The organism is Variovorax sp. Varisp41 (assembly GCF_047325085.1).
In the GTDB taxonomy this organism is placed as follows: domain Bacteria; phylum Pseudomonadota; class Gammaproteobacteria; order Burkholderiales; family Burkholderiaceae_C; genus Variovorax.
The window spans coordinates 4,583,704-4,598,813 of sequence record NZ_CP168540.1; the positions used below are offsets into that span (position 1 = coordinate 4,583,704).

A 15,110-nucleotide genomic window follows, 5' to 3' on the forward strand; every position below is an offset into this window, starting at 1 on the left:
CCCGAATCCCAGGAGCTTTCATGTCCACCACCCAACCCCTCATCGGCATCGTCATCGGCTCGACCCGCGAAGGCCGCTTCGGCGAGAAGCCCGCGCACTGGATCCACGAGATCGCGAAGCAGCGCACCGACCTCGCCTTCGAGCTGGTCGACCTGCGCGACCATCCGCTGCCCTTCTTCGACGAAGCCGGCGCGCCGGCCTGGGGCCCGGTGAAGAACGAGGCCGCGCAGCGCTGGCAGGCGAAGCTGGCCAGCTTCGACGGCCTCGTCGTGGTCACGCCCGAGTACAACCACGGCCCGAGCGCGGTGCTGAAGAACGCGATCGACTGGGCCTACAAGGAGTTCGTGCGCAAGCCGATCGGCTTCGTGGGCTACGGCGGCGTGGGCGCGGCGCGCGCGATCGAGCAGCTGAGGCTGATCGCGGTCGAGATGCAGATGGCACCGGTGCGCAACGCGGTCCACATCGGCATGGTCGAGTTCCTCGGCATCTGGCAGCAGGGCAAGAACTTCGAGGACTTCCCGCACCTCGCGCAGTCTGCGGGCGGCATGCTCGACGACCTCGCGTGGTGGACCAAGGCACTGAAGACCGCGAGGGAGGCCGCATGACCGCTGAAGTCGCAACACGAACCCGCGCCATCGTCTACCGCACGCGCGGCATGAAGCACGGGCCGATCGCGCGGCTCGTGAGCCCGGGCGACCTCGGCGAATTCCTCAAGCCCTTCGTCTTCCTGGACCTGTTCGGCTTCGACACCGAGGGCGGCCACCGCGGCTTCGGCATGCATCCGCACTCGGGCATCGCCACGCTGACCTGGCTGATCGAGGGCGACACGCTCTACGAGGACACGACCGGCGAACAGGGCGTGCTGCGCGGCGGCGGCGTCGAGTGGATGCGCGCGGGCAATGGCGTGTGGCACACGGGCGCGCCGGCACCGGGCGTGAAGCGCGTGCGCGGCTTCCAGCTCTGGGTGGCGCTGCCCGCATCGGAAGAGAACGCGCCCGCGCAGAGCATCTACCTCGCGCCCTCGCAGGTGCCGCGCGAGGGCCCGGCGCGCGTGCTGCTCGGCAGCTACGGCGCGGCGCGCAGCGCGATCCCGGCGCCCGCGCCGATCAACTACCTCGCGGTGCAGCTGAAGGACGGCGAGCACTGGCGCTACACGCCGCCGGCCGGCCATACGGTGGGCTGGCTCGCGGTCGAAAGCGGCGGGCTCGACGCGGGCGACGAGGCCGGCGGGACCATCGGCGACGGCGAGCTCGCGGTGTTCGAGGAGTCGGGCGAGGCCATCGAGCTGGTGGCGCACGGCGACACCTCCTTCGTGCTGGGCTCGGCGGTCAAGCATCCGCACGAGCTCGTGATGGGCCACTACTCGGTGCACACCAGCCGCGCGACGCTGGACCAGGGCGAGGCCGAGATCCGTCGCATCGGCGCGAAGCTGCGGCAGGAGGGCCGGCTCGGCCGAGCCTCGTAATCGAGCATGCGCGCGGCGGGTGGCTGCGCCAGAATCGTTCGCTTCCAGAACGATTCAGCCAGCCACCCCCCATGAACATCGTCGATTCCTTCGCCGACGTCGCGCGCTTCGTCGACATCCGGCGCGACATCCACGCCCACCCCGAGCTCGGCTTCGAGGAACACCGCACTTCCGAGAAAGTGGCCGGCCTGCTCGCCGAATGGGGCATCGAGGTGCACCGCGGCATCGCGGGCACCGGCCTGGTCGGCGTGCTGCGCAAGGGCACGGGCGCGCGCACCATCGGCCTGCGCGCCGACATGGACGCGCTGCCGCTGCACGAGGCCAACGAGTTCGCCCACAAGTCGCGCCACGCGGGCCGCATGCACGCCTGCGGCCACGACGGCCACACCACCATGCTGCTGGCCGCCGCCTGGCACCTGTCGCAACAGGGCCCGGACGACTTCGACGGCACGGTGCATTTCATCTTCCAGCCCGCGGAGGAGATGGGCAAGGCAGGGGCCAAGAAGATGATCGACGAGGGCCTGTTCGAGCGCTTCCCGTGCGACGCGGTCTTCGGCCTGCACAACTTCCCGGTCGGCGATGTGGGCCGCTTCGCGCTCAACGAGGGCGCGCTCATGGCCTCGAGCAACACCTACCGCATCGCGCTGCACGGGCGCGGCACGCATGCCTCGATGCCGCACACCGGCATCGACCCAGTGGCAGCGGTGGTCAACCTCGCGCAGCAGCTGCAGACCATCGTCGCGCGCACCATCCCGAGCACCGAGCGCGCGCTGCTCGCGGTCACGCAACTGCGCGGCTCGGACGCGCCCAACATCATTCCCGACGAGGCCACGGTCGGCGGCACCATCCGCACCTTCTCGATCGAGGCCATCGACCTGCTGGAAGCCCGGCTGCGCGAGGTGGCCGGGGGCGTGGCGGCGGCGCACGGCTGCACGGCCGAGGTGTTCTTCAACCGCTCCTCGCCGCCGACGGTGAACCACCCGGCCGAGGCGCGCTTCGCGGCCGGCGTGATGCGAGAGGTGGTGGGCGACGACATGGTCACCACCGACTTCCCGGCGGTGATGGGCGCCGAGGACTTCGCCCACATGCTGCTGGCGCGGCCCGGCTGCTATGCCTTCCTCGGCAATGGCGACGGCGACCACCGCCTCGACGGCCACGGGCCCGGGCCTTGCATCATCCACAACAGTTCGTTCGACTTCAACGACGAGATCATCCCGATCGGCGCGAGCTACTTCGTGCGGCTGGCGCAGCGCTGGCTCGCGCCGGGGCGCTGAAGCGACCACGCGGACTTCTTCCTTTCTCCAACCCGACGAAAGCGGCCCCACCGATGACCACCCCGTTCGCCCGACGCTCGCTCCTCGCCCTGGCCTTCGCGGCGGCTGTACTGCCCGCGATGGCGCAGCAGCGCGTGATCCACATCGTCGTGCCCTTCGGCACCGGCGCGGTGCAGGACACCGTGGCGCGCGCCTTCAACAACGAGCTCGGCGCGGCGCTCAATGCGAGCGCCATCGTCGAGAACCGCGCGGGTGCGGGCGGCACCGTGGGCGCGGCGATCGCGGCCAAGGCGCCGGCCGACGGCAACACGCTGGTGCTCGCGGCCGCGAGCCACAACATCGCGGGCTTCCTCTACAGCAAGCTGCCCTACGACCCGCTCAAGGACTTCGTGGGCGTGGCCAACATCGGCAACGCGGGCTACGTGCTCGCGGTGGCCAGCGGCATGAACGTGTCGACCACGGCCGACTTCATCAAGGAGGTCAAGGCCAATCCCGGCAAGTACAACTACGCCTCGGCCGGCAACGGCAGCGCCACGCACCTCGCGATGGCCTCGTTCCTCGCCAAGGCCGGGCTGCAGATGACGCACATCCCGACCAAGTCCACCGGCGAGGCGGTCAACGAGGTGCTCGCGGGCCGGGTGCAGGCGGTGATCTCGTCGAGCATCGGCGTGATGGGCTTCCAGAGCGATCCGCGCATGAAGCTGCTGGCCTCGACCGGCCAGTCGCGCAGCCCCTTCCTGCCGAAGCTGCCGACCGTGGCCGAGAGCGGCCTGCCCGGCTATGCCTTCGACTCGTGGATCGGCCTGCTCGCGCCGGCGGCCACGCCCAAGGCCGAGGTCGAGCGGCTCAACGCGGCCGTCAACAAGGTGATTGCCGACCCGGCGATCCAGGAACGCTTCACGCGGCTGGGCGTGGAGCCGCGCAGCCAGAGCGCCGAGGAATTCCAGAAGCTGCTGCGCGCCGACTGGGATGCGATGGGGGCGGTGGTGAAGGCTTCGGGGGCGAAGGTCGATTGAAGTCGAGTACAAGCTATGGCAGATAAAAGGCAAATATAAGCCTAAGCCTGTAAATTGACAAAACAAGGATAGACCTATATCTTGAAGGCAAGATGGACTACCCCCTTCGTTTTGCCGACCAGCTCCGGGCGCACCTCCAGGCGCTGCGGAAAAAGCGCGGCCTGACGCAGGCGCAGGCCGGCGCCCTCGTCGGCGTCAGCCAGGCCCGGATCGCCGAGATCGAGGCGAATCCGGGGGCCGTCGGCTTCGAGCAGCTGATGAAATTGCTGGCGGCGCTGGGCGCGTCGATCTCGCTGCGCGACGAGGACGAGGTTCCGGCGAATGCGGAACTTCCCGATGGCGACCCGCGCCCGAACGACCGCAACGCGGCGCGCGCCTATGGCCGCGTGCCGTCGCCGGCCGCGCCGGTCGTCCAGGAAAAAGGCGTGGAACCGCCGGCCGCCCCGTCGCTCCCCGAACCGCAAGCGCCGCGCCCCGCCGCGGCTGGCCCCGCGCCCGCCGCCCGCGAGCGCTTCGCCGCCACACCGAGGAAAGGCTCCTGGTGAGGCGCGCGCTCAAGGCCTGGATGAACGGCGAGCTCGTCGGCACCTGGTCGGTCGATCGCGAATCCCACACCTTCCGCTACGAGCCCGCCTGGCTCGCGTCGCCGCGACGCCGTTCGCTGTCGCTCTCGCTGCCGATCACCACGGCGCTCGAAGTCCAGGGCGAGGCGGTGCGCAACTACTTCGACAACCTGCTGCCCGACAACGAGCGGATCCGCGCGCGGCTGGGCCAGCGCTTCGGGCTCAGGAACACCAAGGTCTTCGACCTGCTCGAAGCCATCGGCCGCGACTGCGTGGGCGCGGTGCAGTTGCTGCCCGACGGCGCGGTGCCCGAAGGCTGGGACCGCGTGAACTGCGAGCCGCTCGCCGACGAGCAGGTGACCGAGCTGCTGCGCGCCGTGCCGACCGAATCGACGCCCGAGCGGCTGCGCGACCGCGACCTGTTTCGCATCTCGCTCGCGGGCGCGCAGGAAAAGACCGCACTGACCCGCGTCGACGGCCGCTGGTGCCGCCCGCATGGCGCCACGCCGACCACCCACATCCTCAAGCTGCCGCTGGGGCTGATCGGGGGCTCGCGGCGCGTCGATGCCTCGGACTCGGTGCAGAACGAATGGCTCTGCGCGCGGATCGTCGGCGCGCTGGGCCTCCCGGTCGCGCCGACCGCCATCGAGACCTTCGGCGACCAGAAGGTCTTGGCGGTCGAGCGCTTCGACCGCGAATGGATGGCGGGCGCGAACGGCGAGCGCTGGATCGCGCGCCTGCCGCAGGAAGATTTCTGCCAGGCGATGGCGCTGCCGCCCGAGCGCAAGTACGAGCAGCACGGCGGCCCCGGCATGACCCGCTGCCTGCAACTGCTGCAGGGAAGCCGCAGCCGGGACGACGGCACGCTGTTCCTGCTCGCGCAGCTCGCCTTCTTCCTGCTGGCGGCCACCGACGGGCATGCCAAGAATTTCTCGATCCACCTGCAGCGCGGCGATGCCTACGAGATGACGCCGCTCTACGACGTGCTCTCGATGTGGCCCTACTTCGGCAACGGCGCGAGCCAGTTCCAGCCGCGCCGGGCCGAGCTGGCGATGGCCGTGCGCTCGAAGAACGCGCACTACGCGCTGCACACCATCCAGGCCCGCCACTGGTGGGGGCTCGCGATGCGCAACGGCGGCGACGACACCTGGCGCGCGATGCTCGCGATGGTCGAGACCCTCGACGAGGCGCTGGCCGAGGTCGAGGCCGCGCTGCCCGCGGACTTTCCCGCGCGGACCTGGGAGGCCGTTTCCCGCGGCATGCGCGCCGAGGCACGGCGCTTCCTTTCGGGCGTGGCGCCCGCCGCGACGCGCTGACCCGGTCTCGTCCTCCAGCCGGATGCGCTCGCCGCGTGCCGGCGTGTAGGACGCCCGTGCATTGACTTCGGCCTTCCGCGGGCGATGCTGGGAACGGGTTCCGGCTCGTAGGCCGGACCGCAGGAAGGAAGGCTTTCATGGAACAGACAACGACAACAGCCATGCCCTCGCGCCAGGGTGGAACGCAGAAGCTCTGGGTGGTGATCGGCGTGCTCGCGGTGGCGGTGGCCGCGCTCGGCGGCGCGCTGTGGCAGAAGCACCAGGGCGGCACGGCGGCATCGCCGCCCGTGGCCCTGGCATCCGGCCCGGCACCCGATGACTTCAAGCCCGATGCCGCGCCGCCGGCGCTCCAGCCCTTGCCGTCCGGCCCGACTGGGACCGCGACCTCGGCGGCGCCTGCGCCGGCCATGAGCGCCACGCCGCAGCCCGTTCCAGCGACGGCCCCCGCGCCGATGGCCGCCGCGCCCGAACCCGCGGCCGCCCCGCCCTGCGCGGTCTGTGGCCATGTCGAGACGGTGCGCGCCGTGCAGCGTACCCAGCGCCCGAGCGGCGTCGGCATGGTGGCTGGCGGCGTGGTCGGCGGGCTGGTGGGCAACCAGATCGGCCATGGCGGCGGCCGCACGGCCGCGACCGTGCTCGGCGCCGTCGGCGGCGGCTATGCGGGCAACGAGATCGAGAAGCGCACCCACACGGTCACCGTCTACCAGGTCGGCGTGCGCATGGACAACGGCACGCTGCGCAGCGTCGAGACGCGCAGCGCGCCGCCGATCGGCAAGGCCGTCAGGCTCAAGGGCCACACGCTGAGCCCGGCCGACGGCCACAAGTAGACCCACCGGTGTTTCGAGACACGCCCGGCCTTCCGGCCGGGTATGCGCGTTTACGAGAATATTGACGGTATATCCTTAATATATTTAAATCCGCTCCGTCCCAGCCCCGCCCATCCGGGCCCATCCAAGGAGCGAATTCGTGAGCAACCCCCGCTGGCAAGGCATCTTTCCCGCCGTCACCACCAAGTTCCATGCCGACGAGCGCATCGATGCCGAAGGCACCGCGCGCCACATCGACTTCCAGATCCGCAACGGCATCCACGGCCTCGTCACCTGCGGCTCGCTCGGCGAGGCCAGCACGCTGTCGCTCGAGGAGAAGCTGCAGGTCGCACGGATCGCGCTCGAGGCCGCCGACGGCCGCATCCCGGTACTGGCGAACGTGTCCGAGACCAGCACCCGCGAGGCGCTGCGCTACGTCGAGGGCGGCAACAAGCTCGGCGTGGCCGGCTACATGGTCATGCCCTCGGTGATCTACGTGGCCGACGCGCGCGAAGCCATGCTCAACGTGCGCACCATCGCCAACGCGGCGCAGAAGCCGGTGATGGTCTACAACAACCCGGTGGCCTACCGCGTCGACCTCAAGCCCGAGCACATGGTCGAGCTGGCCGACTGCGAATGGATCGCGGCCATCAAGGAGAGCACCGACAACATCCGCCGCATCACCGACCTGCGCAACACGGTCGGCGATCGCTACCAGCTGTTCCTCGGCGTGGACGACCTCGCCTACGAGGGCCTGGCGCTGGGCTGCGACGGCCTGCTGGCCGGCGTGGGCTGCGCGTTCCCGCGCGAGACGGTGGCGCTGTACGACCTGATGAAGGCCGGCCAGTTCGCCGAGGCGCTCGAGCTCTACCAGTGGATGACGCCGATGCTGCATCTCGACGTCTCGACCAAGCTGGTCCAGAACCTCAAGCTCATCGACCACCTCGTGGGCGTGGGCACCGAGCACGTGCGCCGTCCGCGCCTGCCGCTGGTGGGCGCCGAGCGCGAGGCCATCGAGGCCATCGTGAAGAAGGCGCTCGCGACCCGTCCGGCCAAGTACCAATCGGTCGCCTAAGCCCTTCGTTTGCTGCGTTTCCCCCGAGGGCGGCGCCCTCGTTTCCCCCGTACCCTCCGTGTCCCCTTATCCAGGAAGAAGCATGAAGACACCATCGAAGATGATTCCGCTGCTCGGCCTCGTGGCGCTGGCCCTCGCAACCCAGGCGAAGGCGCAGGAGCAGGTGGTCAAGATCGGCCATACCGGGCCGCTCTCCGGCCCCAATGCGTTCGCGGGCAAGGACAACGAGAACGGCGTGCGCCTCGCGATCGAGGAGCTCAACGCCAAGAAGCTCGTGGTCGGCGGCAAGACGCTCAAGTTCGAACTCAAGTCGGAGGACGATGCCTGCGACGCCAAGAGCGGCGTGGCCGTGGCGCAGAAGTTCGTCGACGACAACGTCAAGTTCGTCATGGGCCCGTACTGCTCGGGCGTGGCCATCCCGGCCTCGCGCGTCTACAGCGACGGCGGCGTGCTGCTGTCCACCGTGGGCACCAACCCGAAGGTCACGCAGGGTGGCTACAAGAACCTCTACCGCATCATCGCGAGCGACAACCAGATCGGCGGCAGCATGGCCGTGTACGCGGCCAAGGTGCTCAAGGTCACCAAGGTCGGCGTGATCGACGACCGCACCGCCTTCGGCCAGGGGCTCGCCGAGGAGTTCACCAAGGAAGCGAAGAAGCAGGGCCTCACCGTGGTCGGCCAGGAGTTCACCACCGACAAGGCGGTCGACTTCACCGCCATCCTGACCAACATGAAGGCCAAGCAGCCCGAGGCGATCTTCTTCGGCGGCTATGCGCCGCAGGGCGCGCCGATGACGCGGCAGATGAAGCAGCTCGGCATCAACGCCAAGCTGCTCGGCGGCGACACGCTGTGCAGCCCCGCGATGGGCAAGCTCGGCGGCGACGCGGTCAACGACGCGGTGTTCTGCGCCCAGGGCGGCTCGATCCTCGAGAAGGCGGTCAGCGGTCCGGCCTTCAAGGAGAAGTTCAAGAAGCGCTTCGGTGCCGACGCCGATGCCTACGCGGCCTCGTACTACGACCAGGTGATGTTCATCGGCGAGTCGATGGCCAAGGCCAACTCGATCGATCCCGACAAGGTCGGCGCCGAGCTCTACAAGACCACCTACAAGGGCGTGGCCGCGACCTATGCCTACGACGACAAGGGCAACATGAAGCAGGCGCCGATCACGGTGTTCACCTTCAAGAACGCCGCGCCGACGGCGCTCGCGAGCTACTGAGCCACGCCTTCCCAGAAGGGGCCGCGGCCCCTTCCTCCTCCTTTTCCTTCAACGCATCGCCGTCTTCAAGGAAGGCGATGCGCCCATCTCCATGCACCGCATCCAGATCATCGACTCGCACACCGGCGGCGAGCCCACCCGCCTCGTGACCGGCGGCTTCCCGGACCTCGGCCGCGGCAGCATGGCCGAGCGCCGCGCGCTGCTGGCCGAGCATCACGACCAATGGCGCGCCGCCACCGTGCTCGAGCCGCGCGGCAGCGACGTCGTGGTCGGAGCGCTGCTGTGCGAACCGGTCGCGCCCGATGCAGCGGCCGGCGTGATCTTCTTCAACAACGCGGGCTACCTCGGCATGTGCGGCCACGGCACCATCGGCCTGGTCGCGAGCCTCGCGCACATGGGCCGCATCGGCCCCGGCGAGCACCGCATCGAGACGCCCGTGGGCACCGTCACCACCACGCTGCACGCGGATGGCGCGGTCAGCGTGCGCAACGTGCCGGCGTACCGTCACCTGCACCAGGTGGCCGTCGAGCTGCCGGGCCATGGCACCGTGCGCGGCGACGTGGCCTGGGGCGGCAACTGGTTCTTCCTCGTGAGCGAGGCCGCGCACGGCCAGCGCGTGGCGAGCGACAACCTCGCCGCGCTCACCGACTACACGGCCGCGCTGCGGCGCGCGCTCGCGGCGCAGGGCATCACCGGCGCCGAGGGCGCGGAAATCGACCACATCGAGCTGTTCGCCGACGACGCGGACGGCGCCGACAGCCGCAACTTCGTGCTGTGCCCCGGCAATGCCTACGACCGCTCGCCCTGCGGCACCGGCACCAGCGCCAAGATCGCCTGCCTCGCGGCCGACGGCAAGCTCGCGCCCGGCCAGGCGTGGACGCAGGCCAGCGTGATCGGCAGCCGCTTCGAGGCCCGCTACGAGCTCGCCGACGACGGCCGCGTCATCCCCACGCTGCGCGGCCGCGCCCACATCAGCGCCGAAGCCACCCTGCTGATCGACGAGGCCGATCCCTTCGGCTGGGGCATCCGGCTCTGAACTCGCGCATGGCCGAGGCGGACGCGATCGTCATCGGCGCCGGCATCGTCGGCGCCGCCTGCGCGCATGCGCTCGCGCGCACGGGCCGTCGCGTGCGCGTGATCGATGCGCGCCGGGGCGGTGCCACCGGCGCCGGCATGGGCCACCTCGTGGCGATGGACGACAACCGCGCCGAGCTCGAACTCAGCAGCCGCTCGATCGACCTGTGGCGCACGCTCGCGCCGCGCATGCCGGCTGATTGCGCGCACAGCGCCTGCGGCACGCTCTGGATCGCCGCCGACGACGCGGAGATGGCCGAGGCCGAACGCAAGCGCGAACGGCTCGCCGCGCTGGGCATCGCGAGCCGGCTGCTCGATGCGAAGGCATTGGCCATGGCCGAACCGGCATTGCGCGCCGGCCTCGCGGGCGCGCTCGAGGTGCCGGGCGACGGCATCCTCTATGCGCCCAACGCGGCGCGCTGGCTGCTCGCGGATGCGGGCGCCGCGGTCGAATTCGAGCAGGCCCAGGTCGCGGCCATCGAGGACGACGGCACGCTGCTTCTGGCCGACGGCGGCCGGCGCCGCGCCGCGCAGGTCGTGCTGGCCGCCGGCCTCGAGGCGGCCGCGCTGTGCCCCGAGCTGCCGCTGCGGCCCAAGAAGGGCCACCTGCTGATCACCGACCGCTATCCGGGCACCGTGCGGCACCAACTGGTCGAGCTCGGCTACGTCACCAGTGCGCACCATGCCGAGGGCGACTCGGTCGCCTTCAACGTGCAGCCGCGGCCCACGGGGCAGCTGCTGGTCGGCTCCTCGCGGCAGTTCGACACCACCGATCCCGCGGTCGAGCCCGCGATGCTCGCGCGCATGCTGCGGCGCGCGATCGACTACCTGCCGGGCCTCGGCGAACTCAATGCCATCCGCAGCTGGACCGGCCTGCGCGCTGCCACGCCCGACGGCCTGCCGCTGCTGGGCGCGCATCCATGGCGCGAGAAGCTGTGGCTCGCGCTCGGCCACGAAGGCCTGGGCGTGACCACCGCGCCGGGCAGCGCCGAGCTGCTGGTGGCGCTGATGACGGGCACTGCGCCGCCGTTCGATGCGCGGCCCTTCGCGCCTGGGCGGCTGCTCGAGGCAGTGGCATGAACGCCGCGCCGCAGGTTCTGTTGCAGGTCGACGGCCGTGAGGTGCGCGTCGCGGCCGGCAGCTCGGTCGCCGCCGCGCTGCGCATCGCCGACACGACCCCGGCCATGGGCGTCGCGCGCGTCTCCGTCACGGGCCAGCCGCGTGCGCCCTTCTGCGGCATGGGCATCTGCCAGGAATGCCGCGTCGCCATCGACGGCCGCCGCCGCCTCGCCTGCCAGACCGTCTGCGGCGAAGGCATGCGCGTGGAGACCCTGCGATGAGCACCGACGCCGTCGGCCTCGAACACTGCGACCTGCTGATCGTCGGCGCCGGCCCCGCGGGCATGGCCGCCGCGCTGGCGGCCGCGCCCAGCGGCGCGTCCATCGTCGTGATCGACGACAACCCCGTGCCCGGCGGCCAGATCTGGCGCGACGGTCCCGGTGCCACCCTGCCGCCGGCCGCGCGCCGGCTGCGCGAGGCGCTGGCCGCCCGCGCCAACGTGCGCGTGCACAGCGGCACGCGCGTGGTGGCCGCCAGCGCGCCGCGCGAACTGCTGCTCGAGGAGGCAGAGCGCGCCTGGCGCCTGCGCTGGGGCAGGCTCGTGCTGTGCACCGGCGCGCGCGAACGCCTGCTGCCCTTTCCGGGCTGGACCCTGCCGGGCGTGACCGGTGCGGGCGGCCTGCAGGCGCTGATCAAGGCCGGCCTGCCGGTGGCGGGCGAGCGCATCGTCGTCGCCGGCACCGGCCCGCTGCTGCTGGCAGCCGCGGCCACCGCGCGCCAGGCCGGCGCGAAGGTGCTGCGCATCGCCGAGCAGGCGGCCTTCGGCGCGGTCGCGGGCTTCGTGCTGGGGCTCGCGCGCTGGCCGGGCAAGGCGGCGCAGGCACTGACGCTGGCCGATGCGGCCTACCGCACGGGCTCGCACGTGGTCGAGGCACGGGGCACGACGCAACTCGAATCGGTGCGCCTGAGCCAGGGCGGCCGCATGCGGGAGGTCGCCTGCGAGCGCCTGGCCTGCGGCTTCGGCCTCGTGCCCAACACCCAGCTCGGCCAGATGCTCGGCTGCGCGCTCGCGCCCTTCGGCGACAGCGGCACGCTCGCGCTGGCCGTCGACGAGCGGCAGGCCACCAGCCTGGACGGCGTCTACGCGGCCGGCGAATGCACGGGCTTCGGCGGCAGCGAACGCGCGCTCGCGCAGGGCGCCATCGCGGGCCATGCGGCCGTCGGCGACGAAAAGGCCGCACGCTTGCAATACGCCGAACGCGCGCGCTGGAACGCCTTCGCCACGCGCCTGCACCGCGGCTTCGCGCCCGGCCCCGCGATCCGCGCGCTGGCCCGGCCCGACACGCTGGTGTGCCGCTGCGAGGACGTGCCCCTCGCGGCGCTCGCCGGCTGCGGCGGCTGGACCGACGCCAAGCTGCACCAGCGCTGCGGCATGGGGCCGTGCCAGGGGCGCGTGTGCGGAGACGCCGCGCAGTTCCTGTTCGGCTGGACGCCGCCCGCGCCGCGGCCGCCGCTGTCGCCCGTGCGCATCGCGACGCTGGCCGGCCTGGGCGCGCGCGACCCGGACTGATCCACACTACGCAGATCCGCGTCCCCGAACCTCCATGGCTGCTCCGATTCCCGCCCCTGCCCCCGCGTCCGCCCCGAAGCGCCGCGCCGCCGACATGGCCTACGACGCCATCGAGACCCTGCTGTCCACGCTGCAGCTCGAGCCCGGCAGCCAGATCGTCGAGGCCGAGCTGGCCGAGCGCACCGGCCTGGGCCGCACGCCGGTGCGCGAGGCGCTGATGCGAATGGTGTCGATCGGCCTGGTGGTGCAGCAGGCGCGCCGCGGGCTGCTGGTGTCGACCATCGACCTCGCCGACCACCTCGACGTGGTGCAGACGCGCCGCGTGCTCGAGCAGCTGATCGCCACCTGCTCCGCGCGCCGCGCCACCGCGCCGCAGCGCAAGGAGATCGTGCGCTGCGCCGAGCAGATGGTGGAGGCGGCCGCGCGCGGCGACCTCGACGGCTACATGCGCGCCGACCATGCGCTCGACCTGGTGAACCACCAGGCCAGCCACAACGACTCGGCCGTCAAGGCCGTCACGCCGCTGATCGTGCAGTGCCGCCGCTTCTGGTACGCCTACCAGCACCAGGGCGAGATCGTCGAGGGCGCCAATGCCCACCTCGAATTGGCGCAGGGCATCGCCACCGGCGACGAGGCCGCCGCCATCGCGGGCGCCGACCGGCTGATGGACTACCTCGAGCGCTTCGCGCGCAAGATCATCGACCGCTAGGCGCGCGGGCCTGCGGGGAAGTCCGCGTGCATCGCCCGGACCCGCGGCGCATACTGGCCCGATGGCCGCCGCACCCCGAGCCCGCCCCGAGGATTTCTTCAGCACCGACGAATGGCAGGCGCTGACCGCGCGCTCGTCGTGGAAGGGGTTGTGGCTGGTCGCGCACTGCTGGGGCGTCATCGGCCTCGCGATGCTGGTGGGCATCGTCTGGCCATGGACCCTTCCGCTGATGGTGCCGATCGTCGGCGCGCGCCAGCTCGGCCTGTTCATCCTGATGCACGACGCGGCCCATGCGGGGCTGCACCGCAACCGCCGCGTCAACGACTGGGTCGGCCACTGGCTGTGCTCGTCCACCCTGCGCGACTACCGGCCCTACCACCTGCAGCACCACCGCTTCGTGCAGCAGACCGAGGACCCCGATCTCGTGCTGTCGGCGCCGTTCCCGATCTCGCGCGCCTCGATGTGGCGCAAGGTCGTGCGCGACCTCAGCGGCCAGACTTTCTACAAGCAGCGCTTCGGCCACATCGCCGAAGGCATTCGCCGGCGCGCACCGGGCGAATCGGCGCTGAAGGCGTTCGGCCGCGAACTCGCGAAGGACCGCCGCTTCTTTCTCGCCAACGGCCTCGGGCTGCTGGCCTTCGCGCTGGCGGGCTACTGGTGGGCCTGGGTCCTGATGTGGCTGCTGCCCATGGCGACCTGGCTGCCGCTCGTGAGCCGGGTGCGCAACATCGCCGAGCATGCGCTGGTGGCGCAGAACGAGGCCGATCCGCTGCGCCAGGCGCGCACCACGCATGCCAACCTGGCCGAGCGCATCTTCATCGCGCCCTACTGGGTCAACTACCACTGCGAGCATCACATGTTCACCAGCCTGCCGTGCTGGAGCCTGCCGCGGGCGCACCGGCTGTTGCAGCGCGGTGGCACCACCGCGCGCATGGAGGTGCAGCCCGGCTACCTGAGCCTGCTCAAGCAGGCCACGGCGGCCTGAAACTTCAGCGCGTCGCGGGCCGCGCCGCCGTGGGCAGCGCCCCGCGCTGCGCATGCTGGCTCAGCCAGATGCTCGCGATCACGATGGCGATGCCCGCCACCTGCAGCGGCGACAGCCGCTGTCCCAGCAGCACCCAGCCGAGGATCACGGCCGTCACCGGGCTCAGGAAGGCCAGCGAGGCGATGGCGGCCGGCTCCAGCCGGGCCACGCCGCGAAACCACAGGATGTAGGTCAGCGCGGCGCCCACCAGGCCCAGCCAGCCGAAGCCCAGCCAGTTGGTGGCCGTGAGCGGCGGCAGCGCCGGTTCGAGCCACAGCGCCACCGGCAGCAGCAGCAGGCCGCCCGCGGTGAGCTGCCAGGCGGTGAAGGTCAGCGCCGAGACCGGCGGCTGCCAGCGCCGCGCCAGCACGGTGCCGAAGGCCATCGACACCGCGCCCGCGAGCGCCGCCGCGATGCCCACCGCATCGAGCCTGGCCTGCGGCGTGAGCACCAGCAGCGCCACGCCGCCGAAGCCCACGGCGGCCGCCACCACCGACAGCGCGCGCACCCGCGTGCCGAGCAGCGCGCTCGCGAGGAACACCACCATCAGCGGCTGCAGCGAGGTGATCGTGGCCGCCACCCCGCCCGGCAGCCGGTAGGCCGCGATGAACAACATCGCCCACAGCAGCGAGAAATTGAGCGCGCCCAGCACCAGGATGCGGCCCCACCAGGCGCGTTCGGGCAACTGCCGCACGATGGCCAGCAGCAGCAGGCCCGCAGGCAGCGCGCGCAGCATCGCGACCGTGAGCGGGTAGTTCGCGGGCAGCAGCTCGGTGGTGACGATGTAGGTGCTGCCCCAGATCGCGGGCGCGGCGGCGGTCAGCAGGATGTCGGCGCCCCGGGCGGGAGGGCGGGCGCTGCGGTCGGTGGTATCGGTCATGGAGGCTTGAATCTATTCAATTGACCGCTGGTTGTGAATGTCTGAATAATGAATTGATTCATT

General features: G+C 71.3%; 16 protein-coding genes. 15 read left to right on the plus strand and 1 reads right to left on the minus strand.

Annotated elements, in window-relative coordinates:
* Positions 1 to 20 precede the first annotated feature (20 nt).
* The 15 genes from ACEN9J_RS21155 (at position 21) to ACEN9J_RS21225 (ending at position 14,128) form a co-directional block, all read left to right on the plus strand.
* The gene (locus ACEN9J_RS21155) at positions 21 to 605 is read left to right on the plus strand and encodes an NADPH-dependent FMN reductase (protein ID WP_413761969.1); all 585 of its coding nucleotides are present in this window, start codon (positions 21 to 23) and stop codon (positions 603 to 605) included.
* Positions 602 to 1,465: a pirin family protein gene (locus tag ACEN9J_RS21160; RefSeq protein ID WP_413761970.1), complete on the plus strand. Its 864-nt coding sequence runs from the start codon at positions 602 to 604 to the stop codon at positions 1,463 to 1,465. Before ACEN9J_RS21155 ends, ACEN9J_RS21160 begins: the two co-directional genes overlap by 4 nt.
* 71 nt (positions 1,466 to 1,536) lie before the next feature.
* The gene (locus ACEN9J_RS21165) at positions 1,537 to 2,739 is read left to right on the plus strand and encodes a M20 aminoacylase family protein (RefSeq protein ID WP_413761971.1); all 1,203 of its coding nucleotides are present in this window, start codon (positions 1,537 to 1,539) and stop codon (positions 2,737 to 2,739) included.
* 53 nt (positions 2,740 to 2,792) lie between these two features.
* On the plus strand, positions 2,793 to 3,755 hold the full coding sequence (locus tag ACEN9J_RS21170) for a tripartite tricarboxylate transporter substrate-binding protein (RefSeq protein WP_261208846.1): 963 nt from the start codon (positions 2,793 to 2,795) through the stop codon (positions 3,753 to 3,755).
* Between the two features lie 92 nt (positions 3,756 to 3,847).
* Entirely contained in the window at positions 3,848 to 4,300 is a 453-nt protein-coding gene (locus ACEN9J_RS21175) for a helix-turn-helix domain-containing protein (protein ID WP_413761972.1), read from the plus strand.
* Positions 4,301 to 4,320: 20 nt separating this feature from the next.
* Entirely contained in the window at positions 4,321 to 5,634 is a 1,314-nt protein-coding gene (locus ACEN9J_RS21180) for a HipA domain-containing protein (protein WP_413764587.1), read from the plus strand.
* A 137-nt stretch (positions 5,635 to 5,771) separates the two neighbouring features.
* Positions 5,772 to 6,461, plus strand: a complete 690-nt coding sequence (locus ACEN9J_RS21185; protein WP_413761973.1) for a glycine zipper 2TM domain-containing protein — start codon at positions 5,772 to 5,774, stop codon at positions 6,459 to 6,461.
* Positions 6,462 to 6,600: 139 nt separating this feature from the next.
* Positions 6,601 to 7,515 (plus strand): dihydrodipicolinate synthase family protein, encoded by a 915-nt coding sequence (locus tag ACEN9J_RS21190; protein ID WP_413761974.1) that lies wholly within the window; start codon positions 6,601 to 6,603, stop codon positions 7,513 to 7,515.
* A gap of 82 nt (positions 7,516 to 7,597) precedes the next feature.
* Positions 7,598 to 8,731, plus strand: a complete 1,134-nt coding sequence (locus tag ACEN9J_RS21195; RefSeq protein WP_203203420.1) for a branched-chain amino acid ABC transporter substrate-binding protein — start codon at positions 7,598 to 7,600, stop codon at positions 8,729 to 8,731.
* A gap of 91 nt (positions 8,732 to 8,822) precedes the next feature.
* Positions 8,823 to 9,767 carry a 4-hydroxyproline epimerase gene (locus ACEN9J_RS21200; protein ID WP_057593241.1) on the plus strand — a complete coding sequence of 315 codons (945 nt, stop codon included), beginning with the start codon at positions 8,823 to 8,825 and terminating at the stop codon, positions 9,765 to 9,767.
* Between the two features lie 8 nt (positions 9,768 to 9,775).
* The gene (locus ACEN9J_RS21205; protein ID WP_413761975.1) at positions 9,776 to 10,885 is read left to right on the plus strand and encodes an NAD(P)/FAD-dependent oxidoreductase; all 1,110 of its coding nucleotides are present in this window, start codon (positions 9,776 to 9,778) and stop codon (positions 10,883 to 10,885) included.
* On the plus strand, positions 10,882 to 11,145 hold the full coding sequence (locus ACEN9J_RS21210) for a 2Fe-2S iron-sulfur cluster-binding protein (protein ID WP_296799798.1): 264 nt from the start codon (positions 10,882 to 10,884) through the stop codon (positions 11,143 to 11,145). The genes ACEN9J_RS21205 and ACEN9J_RS21210 overlap by 4 nt, the downstream gene beginning before the upstream one ends.
* Complete coding sequence (locus tag ACEN9J_RS21215; protein ID WP_413761976.1) at positions 11,142 to 12,434, plus strand: FAD-dependent oxidoreductase; 1,293 nt, start codon at positions 11,142 to 11,144, stop codon at positions 12,432 to 12,434. Before ACEN9J_RS21210 ends, ACEN9J_RS21215 begins: the two co-directional genes overlap by 4 nt.
* Before the next feature lie 34 nt (positions 12,435 to 12,468).
* Entirely contained in the window at positions 12,469 to 13,143 is a 675-nt protein-coding gene (locus ACEN9J_RS21220; protein WP_057598405.1) for a GntR family transcriptional regulator, read from the plus strand.
* 61 nt (positions 13,144 to 13,204) lie between these two features.
* Positions 13,205 to 14,128, plus strand: a complete 924-nt coding sequence (locus ACEN9J_RS21225) for a fatty acid desaturase family protein (RefSeq protein WP_296734936.1) — start codon at positions 13,205 to 13,207, stop codon at positions 14,126 to 14,128.
* 4 nt (positions 14,129 to 14,132) lie between these two features.
* Here the strand turns inward: ACEN9J_RS21225 and ACEN9J_RS21230 are convergent, their stop codons facing one another.
* Positions 14,133 to 15,047, minus strand: a complete 915-nt coding sequence (locus ACEN9J_RS21230; protein ID WP_208513064.1) for an EamA family transporter — start codon at positions 15,045 to 15,047, stop codon at positions 14,133 to 14,135.
* Positions 15,048 to 15,110: the final 63 nt, after the last annotated feature.